Annotated in this window: 26 protein-coding genes, 1 tRNA gene and 1 pseudogene; 6 read left to right on the top strand and 22 right to left on the bottom strand. The window is 38.4% G+C overall.

Features of this window, described 5'->3' with window-relative positions; translation table 11 throughout:
• The first annotated feature begins 191 nt into the window (after positions 1-191).
• On the top strand, positions 192-1,115 hold the full coding sequence (locus tag ACXPAV_RS03885; RefSeq protein WP_458004387.1) for an IS256 family transposase, variant Zn-binding type: 924 nt from the start codon (positions 192-194) through the stop codon (positions 1,113-1,115).
• A gap of 399 nt (positions 1,116-1,514) precedes the next feature.
• On the opposite strand, the gene ACXPAV_RS03880 is transcribed toward ACXPAV_RS03885, so the two are convergent.
• Both ACXPAV_RS03880 and ACXPAV_RS03875 read right to left on the bottom strand, forming a co-directional pair.
• Complete coding sequence (locus ACXPAV_RS03880) at positions 1,515-1,763, bottom strand: YciI family protein (protein ID WP_458004116.1); 249 nt, start codon at positions 1,761-1,763, stop codon at positions 1,515-1,517.
• 51 nt (positions 1,764-1,814) lie between these two features.
• Positions 1,815-2,369 carry an NAD(P)H-dependent oxidoreductase gene (locus tag ACXPAV_RS03875; RefSeq protein WP_458004115.1) on the bottom strand — a complete coding sequence of 185 codons (555 nt, stop codon included), beginning with the start codon at positions 2,367-2,369 and terminating at the stop codon, positions 1,815-1,817.
• A gap of 206 nt (positions 2,370-2,575) precedes the next feature.
• Between ACXPAV_RS03875 and ACXPAV_RS03870 the strand changes: the two genes are divergently transcribed.
• Positions 2,576-3,469: a LysR family transcriptional regulator gene (locus ACXPAV_RS03870; protein ID WP_458004114.1), complete on the top strand. Its 894-nt coding sequence runs from the start codon at positions 2,576-2,578 to the stop codon at positions 3,467-3,469.
• A gap of 44 nt (positions 3,470-3,513) precedes the next feature.
• Here the strand turns inward: ACXPAV_RS03870 and ACXPAV_RS03865 are convergent, their stop codons facing one another.
• Both ACXPAV_RS03865 and dkgB read right to left on the bottom strand, forming a co-directional pair.
• Positions 3,514-4,695 (bottom strand): MFS transporter, encoded by a 1,182-nt coding sequence (locus tag ACXPAV_RS03865; protein WP_458004113.1) that lies wholly within the window; start codon positions 4,693-4,695, stop codon positions 3,514-3,516.
• An 87-nt stretch (positions 4,696-4,782) separates the two neighbouring features.
• The gene (gene dkgB / locus ACXPAV_RS03860) at positions 4,783-5,589 is read right to left on the bottom strand and encodes a 2,5-didehydrogluconate reductase DkgB (protein WP_458004112.1); all 807 of its coding nucleotides are present in this window, start codon (positions 5,587-5,589) and stop codon (positions 4,783-4,785) included.
• A 246-nt stretch (positions 5,590-5,835) separates the two neighbouring features.
• Here dkgB and ACXPAV_RS03855 point away from each other — a divergent pair.
• The 4 genes and pseudogenes from ACXPAV_RS03855 to ACXPAV_RS03840 form a co-directional block, all read left to right on the top strand.
• Positions 5,836-5,910, top strand: a pseudogene (locus ACXPAV_RS03855) (helix-turn-helix domain-containing protein); the annotation flags it as partial.
• 15 nt (positions 5,911-5,925) lie between these two features.
• Complete coding sequence (locus ACXPAV_RS03850) at positions 5,926-6,684, top strand: LysR substrate-binding domain-containing protein (RefSeq protein WP_458004111.1); 759 nt, start codon at positions 5,926-5,928, stop codon at positions 6,682-6,684.
• Between the two features lie 353 nt (positions 6,685-7,037).
• Positions 7,038-7,114 (top strand) — tRNA-Ile (locus ACXPAV_RS03845).
• A gap of 190 nt (positions 7,115-7,304) precedes the next feature.
• Positions 7,305-8,297 carry a tyrosine-type recombinase/integrase gene (locus ACXPAV_RS03840; RefSeq protein WP_458004110.1) on the top strand — a complete coding sequence of 331 codons (993 nt, stop codon included), beginning with the start codon at positions 7,305-7,307 and terminating at the stop codon, positions 8,295-8,297.
• Here the strand turns inward: ACXPAV_RS03840 and ACXPAV_RS03835 are convergent.
• The 18 genes from ACXPAV_RS03835 to ACXPAV_RS03750 all read right to left on the bottom strand — a co-directional run bounded on the left by ACXPAV_RS03835 (position 8,294) and on the right by ACXPAV_RS03750 (position 16,726).
• Positions 8,294-8,590: a hypothetical protein gene (locus ACXPAV_RS03835; RefSeq protein WP_302509329.1), complete on the bottom strand. Its 297-nt coding sequence runs from the start codon at positions 8,588-8,590 to the stop codon at positions 8,294-8,296. The two genes, ACXPAV_RS03840 and ACXPAV_RS03835, sit on opposite strands and share 4 nt — an antisense overlap.
• Before the next feature lie 166 nt (positions 8,591-8,756).
• Positions 8,757-9,620, bottom strand: coding sequence for an SPFH domain-containing protein (locus ACXPAV_RS03830; protein ID WP_302509328.1), 864 nt, complete (start codon positions 9,618-9,620; stop codon positions 8,757-8,759).
• Positions 9,621-9,650: 30 nt separating this feature from the next.
• Positions 9,651-10,247 carry an N-6 DNA methylase gene (locus ACXPAV_RS03825; RefSeq protein WP_458004109.1) on the bottom strand — a complete coding sequence of 199 codons (597 nt, stop codon included), beginning with the start codon at positions 10,245-10,247 and terminating at the stop codon, positions 9,651-9,653.
• A 34-nt stretch (positions 10,248-10,281) separates the two neighbouring features.
• Positions 10,282-10,515, bottom strand: a complete 234-nt coding sequence (locus tag ACXPAV_RS03820) for a hypothetical protein (protein ID WP_458004108.1) — start codon at positions 10,513-10,515, stop codon at positions 10,282-10,284.
• Positions 10,508-10,972, bottom strand: a complete 465-nt coding sequence (locus ACXPAV_RS03815) for a hypothetical protein (RefSeq protein WP_458004107.1) — start codon at positions 10,970-10,972, stop codon at positions 10,508-10,510. Before ACXPAV_RS03815 ends, ACXPAV_RS03820 begins: the two co-directional genes overlap by 8 nt.
• A complete protein-coding gene (locus tag ACXPAV_RS03810) occupies positions 10,959-11,105 on the bottom strand; it encodes a hypothetical protein (protein ID WP_155275111.1) in 147 nt (48 codons plus the stop codon). Before ACXPAV_RS03810 ends, ACXPAV_RS03815 begins: the two co-directional genes overlap by 14 nt.
• A gap of 1 nt (position 11,106) precedes the next feature.
• Complete coding sequence (locus ACXPAV_RS03805; RefSeq protein WP_335795897.1) at positions 11,107-11,304, bottom strand: hypothetical protein; 198 nt, start codon at positions 11,302-11,304, stop codon at positions 11,107-11,109.
• A gap of 448 nt (positions 11,305-11,752) precedes the next feature.
• Positions 11,753-11,971, bottom strand: coding sequence for a hypothetical protein (locus tag ACXPAV_RS03800; protein WP_103853768.1), 219 nt, complete (start codon positions 11,969-11,971; stop codon positions 11,753-11,755).
• Entirely contained in the window at positions 11,968-12,864 is an 897-nt protein-coding gene (gene rdgC, locus ACXPAV_RS03795) for a recombination-associated protein RdgC (RefSeq protein WP_458004106.1), read from the bottom strand. Before rdgC ends, ACXPAV_RS03800 begins: the two co-directional genes overlap by 4 nt.
• Positions 12,865-12,874: 10 nt before the next feature.
• The gene (locus tag ACXPAV_RS03790) at positions 12,875-13,114 is read right to left on the bottom strand and encodes a hypothetical protein (protein WP_458003997.1); all 240 of its coding nucleotides are present in this window, start codon (positions 13,112-13,114) and stop codon (positions 12,875-12,877) included.
• Positions 13,115-13,126: 12 nt separating this feature from the next.
• Positions 13,127-13,444 carry a DUF6378 domain-containing protein gene (locus ACXPAV_RS03785; protein ID WP_458003996.1) on the bottom strand — a complete coding sequence of 106 codons (318 nt, stop codon included), beginning with the start codon at positions 13,442-13,444 and terminating at the stop codon, positions 13,127-13,129.
• Positions 13,441-13,839 carry a hypothetical protein gene (locus ACXPAV_RS03780; RefSeq protein ID WP_458003995.1) on the bottom strand — a complete coding sequence of 133 codons (399 nt, stop codon included), beginning with the start codon at positions 13,837-13,839 and terminating at the stop codon, positions 13,441-13,443. The genes ACXPAV_RS03785 and ACXPAV_RS03780 overlap by 4 nt, the downstream gene beginning before the upstream one ends.
• 21 nt (positions 13,840-13,860) lie before the next feature.
• Positions 13,861-14,148 carry a hypothetical protein gene (locus tag ACXPAV_RS03775; protein ID WP_458003994.1) on the bottom strand — a complete coding sequence of 96 codons (288 nt, stop codon included), beginning with the start codon at positions 14,146-14,148 and terminating at the stop codon, positions 13,861-13,863.
• Positions 14,149-14,160: 12 nt separating this feature from the next.
• Positions 14,161-14,631 (bottom strand): single-stranded DNA-binding protein, encoded by a 471-nt coding sequence (gene ssb / locus ACXPAV_RS03770; protein WP_458003993.1) that lies wholly within the window; start codon positions 14,629-14,631, stop codon positions 14,161-14,163.
• A 3-nt stretch (positions 14,632-14,634) separates the two neighbouring features.
• On the bottom strand, positions 14,635-15,246 hold the full coding sequence (locus ACXPAV_RS03765) for a hypothetical protein (RefSeq protein WP_458003992.1): 612 nt from the start codon (positions 15,244-15,246) through the stop codon (positions 14,635-14,637).
• Positions 15,243-16,136, bottom strand: coding sequence for an ATP-binding protein (locus ACXPAV_RS03760; RefSeq protein WP_458003991.1), 894 nt, complete (start codon positions 16,134-16,136; stop codon positions 15,243-15,245). Before ACXPAV_RS03760 ends, ACXPAV_RS03765 begins: the two co-directional genes overlap by 4 nt.
• A 12-nt stretch (positions 16,137-16,148) precedes the next feature.
• Entirely contained in the window at positions 16,149-16,451 is a 303-nt protein-coding gene (locus tag ACXPAV_RS03755; RefSeq protein ID WP_458003990.1) for a hypothetical protein, read from the bottom strand.
• On the bottom strand, positions 16,448-16,726 hold the full coding sequence (locus tag ACXPAV_RS03750) for a hypothetical protein (RefSeq protein ID WP_458003989.1): 279 nt from the start codon (positions 16,724-16,726) through the stop codon (positions 16,448-16,450). Before ACXPAV_RS03750 ends, ACXPAV_RS03755 begins: the two co-directional genes overlap by 4 nt.
• Positions 16,727-16,796 lie beyond the last annotated feature (70 nt).

Here is a 16,796-nt window from a genome sequence, read left to right as displayed (position 1 = left end):
TATCTTCAAAATAAACTCCCATAAATTGAGCTACAACTTATGGGAGTTTAATATTTTGGATAAAGGTAACAAGCAATATCAAGGATATTATCATCATTCAAATATTTTTAGGCATAGTAGACAAAATTGTTGCTAAAAAGTGGCTTAAAGCCTTATAGTACAAGGCTTTAAGCCCTCTTTTTGAAATATGAATAAAAAACTGCCCATTTTGCCAAAGTGCAGAAATAAAGAAACATGGCAAATTAAATAATTTTCAACGTTATTTTTGTCACCAATGCCATAAAATATTTACGTTCAAAAAGAAATTAGATCCAATAAAAATTTGGTCTGATTACACTTGTGGAAAACAAACTTATCAACAACTTGCAATTAAATATCATTGTTCCGTTAGAACCATTCAAAGATATATAGATAAATCCCCCAAAACACCCTTAAAATTACCTCAAAATCGATACCTGAACATTATTATGGATACCTCCTTTTTTGGTCGCTATTTTGGTGTTTTAGTGCTGATGGATTCAAAAACAAATAAGGTAGTTTGTTATCACTTTATACGAACAGAAAAGGATATTTATTACAAATTAGCATTAAATCGACTAAGAGAAAAAGGCTATATAATTCAAGCTATTACTTGTGATGGGAGAAGAGGATTAATGAAAGATCTTTTTAATACTCCGGTACAGATGTGTCAATTTCATATGATAGCTATTGTAATGAGAAAATTAAGAAAAAAACATCAATCATCAGCAGGTAAGGAATTAAAAATTATCACTAAAACAATAACAGAAAGCACAAAAAATGAATTTTATCTTCGCTTACATACATGGTATTTAAAGCACGAGATTTTTTTAAAAGAACGAAGTGAAAAAGCGAATGAAAAAGGCTATTTCCCATATAAGCATCGAAACATAAGAGGCGCTTATGACAGTTTAAAATGGTATATGAATTATTTATTCTCTTTTGAAAAGTATACTGAAATAAATATTGAAAAGACGACAAATAGGATTGAAGGATTATTTAAACATCTAAAACGTCAATTAAATAATCATAATGGCTTAACAAAACAGCATAAGATTATGTTTATAAAGGATTTTTTAAATAAAAAGAGTTGCTAATATTTTGAAAAATAAATATTAGCAACAAAATTGTCCACATGGCATAGTTTTTGATAGATCAGCAACAATTTTGTCTACTATGCCTTTTCTTTATACAGAAGAAATATTGAATAGAAAAATAAGGACAAGTCTAAGCTTGTTCTTATTGATAAATAAAGTTGAAGAAATCTTAATGCCTAATTTCGCTTTTTGCATATAGCGTTTTCTCTTCGTAAAATCGATAAAACGACTAATGCTATATAAACGACCAATATGCTATCCGTTTGTTAAGCCGAAGCTTAACTTGCCGTCAGCGATCATAACTAAGCCCAATTCCACCAAAGCATCACCGATTAAATAGGTAAATGTGCTTTTCAAGCTCTCAACAATAGCAACGCTTTAGCTTACTTGCCAGAGTGACTAAATAATTTGTGCCTGTAAGCCTTCGGCGTTGATCCATCTTGGGCTAAAGGCGGCAACTTGATAATCCGCTAAACCGTTATGGTAAAACACATCTTCTGACAAGATCGCTTGCAAGGTCTCTTCGCTGTCGGCTTGGGAGAGGATTAAGCCGCCTTGGTGGTTGTCATATGGACCAAACAGCAAGAAATTGCCCTCCTCGGCGTATTGTTTCAGCCACGCACGGTGTCCGTCTAATAAAGCGCTCACCCCCGTCGCTGGGAGCTAATGAAATTAGTACTAAAAACATACCGCACTTCCTTATTTTTGCAACTGTGCCGCTAAACGCTCGGCGTGTGCCACGGCTTTGGCTTGCACTTCAGCGATTTGCTCAGGCGTGCTGACGTTAGGAATGGTCGTCATACCGTTGGAATACACAGGCGGTTGCCATTGCATTTGGCACAAAAAGGCAAGCTGTTGAAACGCGGGCAGAAATTGCTCAACGGTGTGGTGCATCGCGCCCTCTGGCTGGTAAAGCTCCGCCGCCGCACCGGTGGTGAACGACATCACCAGCTTTTTGTCCTTGAGCTTATCGCCCGTTGAGCCGTGTACGAAACCATACACAAACACTTCGTCCACCCATTTTTTCAACAAAGCAGGATAGCTATACCAATAAAACGGGAATTGCAACACAATGGTATCTGCTTGAACTAGGCGATTTTGCTCCGCTGCCACGTCAATGCGGAAATCAGGATATTGCGTATCCAAATGCACAAATTCTGCCGTTGGTAAAAGTTTTTTTAACTGGTTCAAAATGGTTTGATTCGCCACCGATTGGGTTAAATTGGGGTGGCTGGAGATGATGAGGATAGACATTGTTTTTTCCTTATGTGTTGTCGTTTGATTTCAAAATAATACGGCGTTATTTCGCCTTGCCGTACTATCTGTACTGTCTTCGGCTCATTGCCTTGTCTTATTTTGAACTGAAACGACAATAAATGAATAGGTTGCACAGTATAGACAAGGTGAATTGTCTTTACTAGACTAATAATAACTAAAACAGAATTAGGGAAAGCCGAAGAATGAACAGCACCACCTATCACCAACTACAAATTTTCCACGCCATTGCCCAAGAGGGGAGTATTAATGCGGCGGCGAGGAAACTGGGGATTACCAGCCCTTCCGTAAGCCAAGCCTTGAAGCTGTTGGAGCAAACCATGGATATGCCGTTGTTTTGGCGTAGCACAAGGCGGATTCAGCTCACGGAGGCTGGAGCGAGGTTGCTCACACAAACCGAGCCGTTAATGCGGGAGTTGGACAGCCGTTTGGAACAGTTTCTTGGCGAGGAACACGCGCCATCGGGTTTGGTGCAGATTACCCTTTCTCGCTTTGCTTACCGTTTGATTTTGCAAGATCATTTGGCGGAATTTCACCGCCGTTATCCGCATATTTGCTTGGATATTTCTGTGTATGACGGCACGGTGGATTTGGTGGCACAAGGCTTCGATTTAGGCATTCGTTTTGGCGATAAAATCGATGAAAATATGGTGGCACACCAGCTTCTGCCAGCCTTTCAAGAGGGGCTATATGTTTCAGACAGCTATCTGAAACAATACGGTATGCCGAGCCGTGAAAATCTGCACCAACACTGCTTAATTGGCTATCGTTTTATCACCACTGGGCAGATTTTGCCGCTGATTTTGGAACACGATGGCGAAAGCGTGAGTGTGGAAATGCCCACGCCGATGATTTGTAACGACATCGACACCATCGCAGACGGCGTGCGTGCGAGCTTAGGCATTGGGCGTTTATTCACCCCGATTTATCAACAACTCCCCGACAAAGCTAACTTTATCCCCGTTTTGCAACAGTATTGGCGCAATTATCCGCCTGTGTATCTGTATTACCCACAAGCCAGCCAAAAAATAAAGCGTGTGGCGGCGGTGATTAACTTTTTACTGGAAAAATTTCTATAAGAAAAAACCTGTGATCGCTCACAGGTTTCTGTTATTGACTTCAATTAGGCAAAAACTTGCTCTGAACATTTCACTTGTTGCATTCTGTTGAATAAAGAAACCAGCAGTAGTGTAATCGCCAGAATAATAGCACCGACCCACGCAGTATCCAATAATCCGAGCTTCGCCACTACTTGACCACCAATACCTGAACCAATAGTAATACCCAAATTAAAGGCGGCAATGTTCAAACCAGAAGCTACATCCACTGACTGTGGAGCATCAATTTTTGCCTGTTCGACCACTAATAATTGCAGTGGTGGAACATTAGCAAAACTGGTTAAACCCAATAATATTGTACTAATTAACACCACCCACGCACTTTGTGCGGTGAAATAAAAAGAGAACAACACCAACATTTGTACACTAAAAATATATTTTAGCGAACGAACCGTACCCAGCTTATCTGCCAATTTACCACCCAATGTATTGCCCAGTGCAACTGCAATACCGTAACCAACCAAAATCAAACTGACATCATTGCCGTTAAAACCAGCTAATTGTTGTAACATCGGCGATAAAAAAGTGAATAGCACGAAAGTTCCACCGTAACCTAATGCGGTCATCGCATAAACCAGCAGTAACCGAGGTGAACGAATCACATCCAATTGTTGGATCAATTTCACTGGTTTAGGTTGCTGTAAATTTTTCGGCACAAATAATAATGCACCGATAAAGGCGATCACCCCCAAAGACATCACCGTTAAAAAGGTAGTTTGCCAACCGAAATGTTGCCCGATATAGGCACCCAATGGCACGCCGGTTACCAACGCCACAGTAAGTCCAGTAAACATCATTGCAATTGCAGCAACAGCTTTCTCTTTTGTCACTAATTGTGTCGCAATGGTTGAGCCAATTGAGAAAAATACACCGTGTGCCAACCCCGTCACAATTCTTGCACAGATCAGTGTAGAAAAATTGGTTGCCTGCCATGCTAATAGATTTCCCACCACAAAAATGGCCATTAAAAACAGAAGTACATTACGACGTTGCCAACGTGCTGTCATTGCGGTGAGCAAAGGCGCACTAATGGCAACGGACAACGCATACAAACTAACTAATAAGCCGGCAGACGGTACGCTGATAGCTAAACTTTGTGCAATGGTCGGCACTAATCCAACAATCACAAATTCGGTTGTTCCGATAGCAAAAGCCCCAATCATTAGGGCCAATAAAGCAACTGGCATTAAATTCCTCTCTTAATTTAAAAACGATTGTGTTATGTATTGAATGAAAGAGCAGAAATTCCGCTCTTTCACAGGCAAAAGAAAATATTAATCATCCCATTCCGCTACCAATCCATCTGGACTGACTTCTCGGCTATTACGATCTAACGCATTGATCATTGCAATTTCCTGTTCGCTCAACTTCAATTCCAATGCTTTTAAATTGGAAATTAAATTTTCTCGTTTAGTTGAAGACGGAATAACAGCAAAACCGCGAGCTAATGCCCAAGCTAACGCCACTTGTGCGGTAGTTGCATTATGCACTTGTGCAATTTGTACTAAAATCGGATCGTTCAATACCTTTCCATAAGCTAACGTCATATAAGAGGTGATTTTTATACCTTGCTCTTGCAAAAAGTGAACCAATTTCGGATTTTGTAGATAAGGACTTAACTCAATTTGATTGGTGGCAATATTTTCTTTGCCAACGACCGCTATCGCCTGTTTAGTCAATTCAATATTAAAATTGGAAATCCCGATTTGACGTGTTAATCCTGCTTTTTTCGCCTCAAACAATGCATTCATATATTCTGGCAACGCCACTCCGTTATTTGGAGCAGGCCAGTGAATCAACGTTAAATCTACTACATCAGTACGCAATTTTCGCAAACTCTCTTTTAGGCTATCTTCCAATTTATTGGCACTGTAATTATCCACCCAGATTTTTGTAGTTAAAAAGAGTTGATCACGATTTACACCACTCTCAGCAATTACCTGCCCGATTTCCGCCTCATTACCATAAATTTGTGCAGTATCAATTGCACGATAACCAACATCCAACGCATTTTTCACAGAATCAATCACAACCTGACCTTGTAAACGGAAAGTTCCTACACCAAAATTTGGAATTGTCATTTTTTTCTCCTTCATCTTAATTGTTTAACTTCTATTTCATTGATGGCGTGCATTATAGAAAAAGGATTACTTCAAAAAAACAGTGTAATTTACAAATAATATTTGCAAATTTTGCAAAAATAATCTTGTATTCGGTTAGCTATTAAGATAATCTCCACCCCATCAACGCCTTTAATCGGAAGGAATAAATGTGAAACTCAATCTTGAAGCACTTAATATTTTTGTACAAATTGTCGAAAAAAATCAATTAGTGCTGCTGCACAAAGCTTAAATCTGCCAATTTCTGCCGTAAGTCGCAGTCTATCAAAGCTGGAAAACGATTTAGAAACTACGTTGTTGCAACGCAGCACAAGACGAATGTATCTCACTGCCGAAGGTGAACTGTTATTACAACAAGCGCGACAAATTTTAGATAGTGTCCAAATTGCTGAAGAAAAATTGCTTGCTCGCCATACGGATGCTGGCGGATTATTACGTATCAACACATCAGCACCAGTGATGCGGCACGTTTTGATTCCGGCTATGGCAGAATTTTTACAACGCTATTCCCGAATTCAAATAGAACTGAACAGCAATGATAGCCTGATCGATTTATTGGAAGAGCGCACTAATGTGGCGATTCGGATCGGAGAATTGCAAGATTCCTCTATGCACGCTCGTTTGCTCGGTAAAACCGCCATTCGTATTTTGGCGACACCGCAATATTTGGCAAAACAAGGGAAAATTGATAGCGTACATCAGTTATTGCAACATCGCCTGTTGGGGTTCAGCCAACCGGCGCACCTTAACCAATGGCCATTGTTAGACAATTCTGGTCATTTACTCACGATTACGCCTAGCGTGATCGCTTCCAGTGGAGAAAGTTTATTGGCACTGGCGCTTAATCACGTCGGCGTGGTCTGTTTATCCGATATGATGACTGAACAAGCACGAAAAAATGGCGAACTAGTAGAAATTTTGCCAGATCTGCGACAAAAAATCTTACAACCAATTTATGCCGTTTATTATCGTCATCACCAACTTACCGCTCGAATCGCTCTATTGATCGATTTTTTAAGTGAATATTTGCCGCAACAACCGTGGTGTGAAAAGTAAGAAGAAAAGATACAAATTTCCAAGTTGGTAAGGCTTTTAACAATGATCTAGACAAAAAGCTAGATCTTTGATCTAACAACCGTATCAATATAAAAGAAGATACCTGAATGTTAAAATCCTTTTCCCCAGTATGGGCTTAAGATGGTAAGCCTTGAGCAACTTGTTCCAAAAGAGCAGCTTGCATTCAGAATTAGGCAAGATTCTAATTACTTAGGCATTTTGACTAAAAAAGCAACACGCATAGCCATCCGCCCCCTTCAATGCGTGAAAATTACGCAAAAAAAACATAAGCTTGGATACAATGCTGGACTTCATTTCTGTCTTTGACTATAATCTTTGCCGTCTTACCCACTGCCCCCATAGCTCAGTCGGTCAGAGCAGTCGACTCATAATCGATTGGTCACAGGTTCAAGTCCTGTTGGGGGCACCACGTCACTAAAATGCACATTTATTAATCTTATGTAATTTATCCGTTATTAGCCGTTATCTGTTGTTACTTCAATAACTTATCTATAAAAATCCAAATAAATAAATATCCTGTATTGCGTTTTTTACGTTATCTGTTGTTAAATAACGGTATTGAGTTACGCCAAATTTACGCCAACAGATAAAGGTAGAAAATGGGAACAATATACAAACGTGGAGCAAAATATCGTGCTGAAATTCATAAACTAGGAAAAAGAAAATCCGCTACATTTAAAACTAAGGCGGAGGCTAATGCTTGGATCGTTGATGAAGAACGGAAACTAGAAAATTATAAAAATGGCATACCAGAGGATATTTTATTTTCAGCTTTAATCGAAAAGTATCAAGAAGAGGTAACTATAAAGAAAAGAGGGGCTAGATCGGAGCTATTAAGATTAAATAGATTTTTAAAGCATCCCATTACTGATTTGTATATCAAGGATTTGACAAGACGAGATTTTGAGAATTGGCGAGATCAACGATTAACAGAGGTTTCGCCTCCTAGCGTTTTACGGGAGTTAAATACAATACACGCAATTTTAAAATATGCTGTTAACCATAATTTAATAGCTAAAAATCCCGCTACAGGAATGGAAAAACCTAAAGACTCAAAAGAAAGAACACAAAGATATAGCGAAAGTGATATTAATAAAATTTTAGAGGTTGCCGGATATGATGAAAATATTGTACCTGATACTCAATATAAAAGAGTAGCTATCGCTATGCTTTTTGCAATAGAAACCGCTATGCGTGCCGGAGAGATAGCAAGCCTTAAATGGTCTAACATTAATCTAGATAAGCGGATAGCACATTTACCTATGACTAAAAACGGACATTCTCGTGATGTGCCTTTATCCAGTAAAGCATTAAAACTAATTAATCAACTAGAAAAAGTAAAATCAGATAAAAGCGATCTCGTTTTTTTAATTACCCCTGAAACGTTAAGCACGCTATTCAGAAGATTAAAAAATAGAGCGGGTTTATCTTATTTACATTTTCACGATACACGCCGAGAGGCGTTATCAAGGCTTGCTAAAAAAGTGGATGTGATGACTTTGGCGAAAATATCAGGACATAGAGATATTAAAATTTTATTAAACACCTATTATGCACCTAATATGACTGATGTGGCTTCGCTATTAGATTAATTAATTCTTCTAATATTCGCTCGCTGCCATTTAATAAAATCGCTAGGCAAAAAGAATTTTCTAACTCTCCCCTTACCTTTTTCAACTTTAACAGGTTGAGGGAAGTCAGGGGAGCTTACTATTTCTCTGTTTGTATAATCATAAGACCTATTCAGCAAAATAGAAATATCTTCAACCGTTAAAAGATAAGGGCTATTCTCTTTTAAATCCAATAGAGCCTTTAGTTTAAATGTACGCAATATTTCATCATATTGCGATTGATTGAAATAAACGCCAATATCTTTATTTTCCATTATTTCCTCCAATAAAAGCCCCACTAGTGGGCGTTATCATTATTTGTCTTTATTTCTATCAACTAATTTATATTGTCTAAAGAATGCTTGTGCTGCAAAACTTACAGCGATACCAACGATAATACCTAATATAAACATAGTTACTCCTTATTGTCTGCTTTAAACATTACTGCCCAACTTTAATGAATGGCACAGAACCATTCGGGGTCATTGTGGTTGGTAATACACCGTTCCATTTTTCTGCTGCCGTAAGCTCTACGAGCTGGCGGTTTTCTTTCAAGGCTTCACCTTTCGCACGAATAGCCGCAGCTTCCGCTTCACCTGCAAGGCGTACTTTCTCCGCTTCGGCTTTTGCTTGAATCACTTCAGCGTCTGCCTTAGCTTGTGCATTGACCTTAACGATCTCCGCTTGTTTTTGCTGAATAATGAGTTCACGCTCTGCGGTCTGAATTGCCACATTCTTTTGAACGCTTTCCTCTACCCGTTTTTCATATTCTTTATTAAATTGAATTACCGTTTGAACTGCAGTGATTTCCAGTGGGTAACCCTTTACCGCTTCTCTAATTTGTGCAGTAATATCAGTGGTAAGTTTAGCTCGATTTTCCAAAGCTCGTTGCGCCGTGTAGCTACTGAACACAATTTCAAGTGCTTGTCGACTGCGTGGCTCGATCAACTGGTTAATCATATTTTCCGTTGTGCGGTAATTCTTATAAACTAAAATTGGATCGGTGAGCTTATAAGTAATCACTAAAGCGGTAATAACGGTCTGTGTATCACGAGTATAGGCAGAGATACCACCTGTCAAATCTCCTGACTCATCGAATGAACCTAACGTGATTTTTTGCTCACGGGTGGAAAACTTAATGTCATCTTCCAACCACGACCGCCAGTGCAAGCCTGCTGACTTTTGCTCTACAATCTCACCATATTTAGTGACTAAACCAATTTCTCCCTCGTCCACTGAAAACGGTGAGCAAGCGGAAAGGCTTAATGCTGAAGTAAGTGCTAAAATTAAATATGCTTTTTTCATAATATTCTCCTATTGATTTCCTGTAGAAAATTATTGAGTATTGCGACTAATCCCTATCTCATCTTCAAACGCTAGCAATCGCACGGCTTGAAGTTGAAAGGTGTTCTGTTGCAAATGGCATTTGTACGAGGTTAAACAAAAGCTGTCTTTTTTGACATCAATGCCAATTTGATGAAATTTGAAGATGATTTCCACGTCGATGAAACTAAACGCATCTTCAAGGGCGTTTCCTCGTCTGATGTTGTTAATTAAGACGTGATCGACAAAATAGTCAAAAGGCTTAACGTGTAGCATTGCGAGGCGTTCGTAAAATAGGCTTTTTAAACGTTGTTGGCATTCGATCACGTTGTCGAGTTGAATATCTACGCCGTAAACGCTCGCTAGTGCTTGATACATATTTAGCGCCTTGTAATAAGGACGCTTTGGACCTACGAGGATTTTGCATAGCTTGCGGTTGAGTATGTCACATAAAAAATTCCCCGTGCCACAGCTGAGTTCGAGGATTTTCTTTTCAGGCTCAAAGCTCTCTTCGGGTAAAAGCGCGGTCATTTTTTGCACCAGTTTTTGAGGTGTGTACACCTCGCCAAACTCTCTTACCCTCGCTTTGGATTTGGTGAGTTTTTGCATAATTTATTCCAATAAAAAAGCCTAACTGGTTAGGTTAGGCTTGTGGTGGCTGGGGTACTGGTATCCAATATTCAGCAGAAGTAATAAATTCTGTCTCATCGTTTACATCATAGATGAGAAGTAATTTGTACGAGTTGCCATCGTCATTTACAAAGTCATAATCAATTGCTTTAACTAAACCCAATCCCACCCCATTCTCTATTGAATAATATAAAACTTCCGAACCAATATCGGGCTGTTTTTCATTCGCACTAATCCACTCACTCATTTTTTACCTCCACTTTATAATTTAGCAACGCTTTAGCCATTGCTTTTGCGTCCTGTTTCCTCCTAAACGCTAGTCCACGATTTACTAAGTTAAGGCTCTCAGTGTTGAAATAATAAAGTGGCATTTCAGTTACAAGTTCAGAACTTTGCAAATCAACGAACCAATATTTTTCTCCATTGACGCAAGTTTTCATTGTTAAAGACTTAGGTACTTCAATACCGTTAATATAGCGCTTAGGTTCTTCCCACATACCAGTAATAGCAAAGTCATCACATCTAGTTCCATCATAAAACCAGCTAACAGACTGTTGTCTTTTACGTTCAGTTTCATAAAACCCAATTAATTCGTGCATACCTATCTCTGGGCTATCTAATTTTTTAATAACATAGGCTTTTAAACCGTTTTTAAGTTTAACTGGTTCACCTGCTAATGCTTTTTCTAAATCAAATGATTTCATCTTCATTGTCCTCATCTTCAAAGAATACAATTATGGTATTATTTTCATATGAAATAAGTTGTTTCGCGATAAATGGATTATCTCCTAATTGTTTAGCAACTTTAGTCATTTCTTCGTGAATTTCTGAATGCATTTCATTTCTCCATCTGTTTTCCTGTTAAATGATCTGTTCGTTTTGGTTCATCTTGTGGAATATCAAGAAGTCGCTTCCAACCAAAATCTAATGTACCATCAGACCACCACACACTTCCGTCATTACACAAAGCGAATAGTGATTCACCGTTAGTAAATTCACTATTATAATTGCTACAAATTTGGATGATTTTTCTCATTTTAACTCCCTTACAAAAATAACCAACCTACTAACACACCTAGACCAAAAGCAACAACTGCAATGAAAATACATACTGCCATTATTGCCCCACCAAAACTGTCTAAATACATAATTACTTCTCCTTTGAAAATTGATATAAATCGGTAATTAACACTCGTTTGTTATAAGATGTACTTTCTAGATTATCAGTAATAAATACATCACCTAATCGTGAAACATTAATAAACTTGTGTTTAATCCCCTCATACATACAATACAAAGGGAATTGTTTAACATATTCTTCAATATCAAAACTTAAGGTGGCGGGAACATCGTGCATTAACATAACCCAACGTGCATAATTAGTATCTCCCGGCTCTTTTAGTAGGGGACAATCTTTTTTTTAATAAATTGTAAGCCGTGATAAATAAAGTCTTGTACGTGTAAGGTTTCTTTAATTTCCATAATCAATCCTCCACTGGCACAATCAATAAATTTTTAGGGCTAATATCACGATATTTAATTTGATATGCGTGTACTTGTTTTATTTCATCAAGTGGCAAACCATATCTTGTTTCTCGGACTATATCCCAACCAAATGAGCGTGATTTTTCTAAAATAATATATTTTTTACCATCTCCCATAATTAAGTCAGGTTCTTGTGGCTTAAATATTGATAGTTTCATACGCTTTCCTTTTCTCCGCCAAATTCATTGAGCAATCTCTTAGTTAATTCCGAAAGGGTTGCCGTCATTAATAAAAAATCCGCGTCAAAGCGTTGAGCAATATCTTCTTTCAATATATCGTCATTTTTTTCTCGCACTTCATCAGCAAATTTTAGGCGTTTAAGTGTACCGTCATCACAAAGCACAAAACTTAAATTTTCTTCCCAGTCTAAAGCTATTTTCGTAACAACTTTTCCTGCTTCAAGTAATGAGTAAACTTCATTGCTATTTAAATCTTGCCGCTTAAATTTCGCTACGCCATCTTCTTTTATTCCTGTCAACTCTGCTTCTTCTAGCACGGTTAGCCAATCAGGTGCTTCATTAAGCCAGCTTGTCATAATGAGCGATGGGTCATTGGCAAAAGCAAGTGGGATAACAGGCAAAGAGCCTAGGGATTTTCGCAATAACGCTAACGCATCTTCTGCCCGTTTTGCTGAGCCTGCGTCCACATAAATCAACCGGTTTTGCGTATCAATCCAAAGTGAGGTCTGTGTGCTACGCGTAAAAGCCTGTGGTAGTAAGGTGGCAACAACGTCATCTTTAATAGATAACCGTTCTAATTTTCTTAGTTTGCGTTCTTCTTTCTTCTCAAGTTCATTGACCCTCCGTTCCAGCTCTTTTGTTACAACCTGATTCGGCAAGATTTTTACTTCTCGCTGGGCGACAAGTAAAATTTGTCCGTTAGCCTCAAGGCAGAGTTGTTCGCTCGTGCTAAGTGGTGCAATCCAGCCAAATTTACTTGCCTCACTACTACCGCAAGGCGTAAATTCACACGCCTCAAGTTGGCTTGAGAGGTTGGAAAAATCCATCGCTTTTGTTAAGCGGTAAATCATTGTGTTTTTAAACCAAAACATTTTTTATCTCCTAAATATATGCACCTGTTAATTCTTCGAGTAATTTCACAAGATTTGTTTTTTCACCTTGCAAGTTCTGCCGTTCTCGTATTGCCTCAATAGCAACGAAATGTAAATTGCCACAGTTGCAACGGAAAAATTCTTGCAAAGGAATATCAGGCATAAAATCAGAAAGGTCTAAGTCGTCAATGTCAATATCTACATCAACATAGGTATCAATATTGACGGTACGAGTAATTATTTTCCCCATTTTAACTGCTCCTTAGCGGTTCGCTGTCATATTCTGAGTTTCTATATAATCCACAACCGACACACTTACCGCTTGCTGTGGCTCAAATTGCTTGCCGGTTGCTAATTGAGCGTAGCCGATAATGTCGGCCCAGTGGTCGGGAAAATTTTCATTGCCATTGCAAATTCTTGTTACTTTAGCTTGTATCATTGTCATTGCGTAAGCTGCCACTTTATTTCGCTCAAACAACTGACTATCAATAATTGGCTTCATCAGGTGATAAAAGGTTTCTGCACCGCTGATAAAGTCGCCGTGCGTTTTGGCCCGTTCGTTGAGTAGGTCTGTGTTCATTGTTCGTGTACCTCTAATAAATCTTCATTTAATACAAACCCATCATAAAAGCTAGTTAATTTAATCCCACATTCTCCGACGCAAAACCCTTCTTCTTTGCCGAATAGGTATTGTATTAAGTCATCGGTTTCCCATAGTGTGGTATTGTTATAGATATAATGGATTTTCAATGTTGCGTATTTTAAAAAGTAATTTAAATGCTCGTTAAATTCGTCATCTTCATCGGGAGAATCTGACCAAAACTGATTAATATAGATAATGGCTTGCTCGACAGTTTTTATTCCTTCTTCTTTTAAAAGATCAGAAAAGTCTTTGAAGTCAAAATCTATTTCCCAGCTTGCGCTTAGCTCTAGGTCAGAAAGATCATTCAGCTGCACTTCATAGCATTTTTTCATTTTTGCCTCGTAAAAAAGCCCTCAATCGAGGGCGCTTTTGTCTAAATCTAGGTTGAAATGATTGTAATGTTTTGAAATATAAAACTTATCGTCAAAACTATCTAAAGTAAATTCCACATAATAGATACGACCACTTTTCATTATAACTTTAGTTATTTTTTTAAACGTACGGTCAAGACCTTCTATAAAACTATCTGTTTCTTCGTCATAGTGAATATAGAAATCTTCAATACATTCAATTTCATGAAAATTAATCCACGCTCTATGTCCATCAATTAAAGTCACGTCACAAAACTTTAATGTGTTCATTTTTATCCTCCATTAAAAAGGCATCTCATCATCAAAATCAGCTGGTGGCGGTGGGGTGTAAGTGCCGTTTTTTGCTTGTGCGTAAGCATTCGGCTTGTTGGCTTGTGCTTGTTGTGTCGGTGCGTTAGCCTGTGCGTTTTGCCCTTCTTGACGGCTATCTAACATCTGCAAGCTGTCGCCTTGAATTTCTGTGATGTAGCGTTCTTGCCCATTTTTGTCTTGCCATTTTCGGGTTCTGATACGCCCTTCAACATACACTTTTGAGCCTTTTTTAAGGTATTGTTCGGCGATTTCCGCTAACCGCCGATAAAGCACAATTCTGTGCCATTCTGTGAGTTCTCGCCATTCACCACTCTGTTTATCCTGCCAACGCTCACTAGTGGCTACGCTGATATTAGCTACTAGATCGCCGTTTTGCATTGTGCGGATTTCGGGAGCTTGTCCTAAATTGCCTAATATAATTGCACGATTTACGCCTGCCATTATTTACTCCCTATTAATTAGGTGTGGAGCGTACTCCTTAATAAAAATTATTAAACTTTTTGCCATATTCTCAACATCTAGATCCATATCTTCATATCTGTGAAATGATACAGTAACAGCTTCTTTAATCAGAAAGGTATCAGGAGTAGCAGCAGGGTTATACTGTCTAAAAAGATTGTAGGTAAAATGATCTAAATTAAGCCAAGATAGATACGCTCGCCATTGCATTGATGGCTCATAATTCTTTTCGACATCTATTGATGAGGTTAGCTTGTGATCGAAAACAGTGTTGCTATCCATCGCATCAACAACACCAACAAATGTCACATCTTCATCAAGAATTCTTCTCATAACCGTGAATTTAAACTCTTTGATTTTGGGAATATAAACATCACTATCAATTTCACTAAAATCAAAAGTAAAACCATCAACTGTTTCTACTGTGAGATTACCCTGTTTTGTTTCAAGCAGTTTATGAAAAGCAGTGCCAGCCATCATTGCTTTAGTAGGTTCTATTTTTCTATCAAGATAAGCAACCATATCTTCTATGGTTGCATCTTCGTTATCAAGCCATCTTCGGTAGGCTTCTAATGTTGTTGCGGAGATTCTTATCATGCGGCGACCTTTTCAAATTGTTTGCTTTCTTTATTGAAAGTAATTCCTTGTTTTTTCGCATAATCCATTAATAGCTGCTTATGTAAAGTTGGCATATCTGGATCTATCATTTCGTTAAACTCTTCAGGATTTAACAAAACGCTGAATTTAGCGTGCACCTCATCAAGTTCTTGTTGTTCCTTGATAGCTTCATCAGATTGTTTATTTAATTCTGCTTTCACTTGCTCGATAATATTCGCTAAGAACAAAGGCTCAACTTTAAAGTTAGGTACAGCAATCACAGGTAAGCCTATTGGGTTCTTACCAAAGCCTGTTGAGCTAGGGTTAAAATCGAGAACTTTTTTATTGCCATTTAAGACTAATCTTCCCATTAAATCTGCCACTTTATAAACTTCGTTTTTCGCTCCGCCTTGAATATCCAAACGTTCTACAAACTCATCATTTTTTCTTTCCTCAGTCATATGTGAAAGTAAAACGACATCTTTACCGAAAGAGCGGAGAAGTTTTAACCACGAAATAAACCTATTTTTAAGTGTGCCATAGCCTTGTTGACTTAATTCAGTTCCACCATTTCTAGTTGTTCCTTTTTGATTACTTCTTAGAATATCAACCGTAATCATATCTAACGCACGACCTACGGTATCAATAATAATGGTATCGTAAGGCTTTAAATCCTCTTCTGTTAAGCCTGTAATATCTTGCCAAGATTCAATCTGTACCGTATCTTTACGGAATTGAGAACGATATGCTCCATTATCGAAGTCTAGCAGCAGTGGATTTTTTGCTGTAAATGCGGTTGATGTTTTTCCATAAGCTGGGGGAGCATAGATACAGATAGTGATGTTTTTTACTTCGATAGATTGTTTTGATGAAATGATTTTAAGTGCCATATTATTATCCTCTTATTTGAATTGGTTTAATGTTCTGTGGTCTGCGATTTCGTTTTCTTGCACGGAATAAAACTGATTAACCTCCAGTAAGTGGCGCAACCTTTCTCTTGTCTGCGCCTCAATCGGTAAGCGCTCAATAGCGTTAACAATGTCCTGATAATCGTGTTGTTCCAAAAGCGTTGCAAAGTAGCCGTTCCATTGTTCGTCCGTGCGGTATTGGTGTAGCGCTAACGTGAGTTGATGAAATAACATTTCAAGCCGTTGGCGGTTAAGCTGTTTCGCTTGTTGATTAAGCTGTTCAAAAATATCCATCATCTCATTCCCTCCGCTAATTGCGCTCTAATTTCCGCTTCGTGTTCCGCTGTTAGCGGTGTTTGTAAATTGCCGTGTTCCTTTTTCCATTCTTCTTTTGCCCATTGTTGCCATTGTTGCTGTTCCTCGCTTAAGGTAGTTTTAAGGTTGAGCGTGTGGTCGTAATAATCCGTGTCTTTTTCCAGTGCTTTGACGGGTTGCGGTTGGCAACTAATGCCTAAGACAACGGCGATGATTAACGCGGTAATAAGGTAAATCGGCTCTAGTGTGAATTTCATTTTTTGCTCCTTATTTGAACAATTTACAGAATTTAGGGTGCAATAAACCGCCTCACTAAAAAGTAAGGTA

The sequence above is a fragment of the Gallibacterium sp. ZY190522 genome (genome assembly GCF_054166015.1).
The sequence above is the reverse complement of the archived record's forward strand: the minus strand, read 5'-3'. Positions and strand labels throughout refer to the sequence as shown.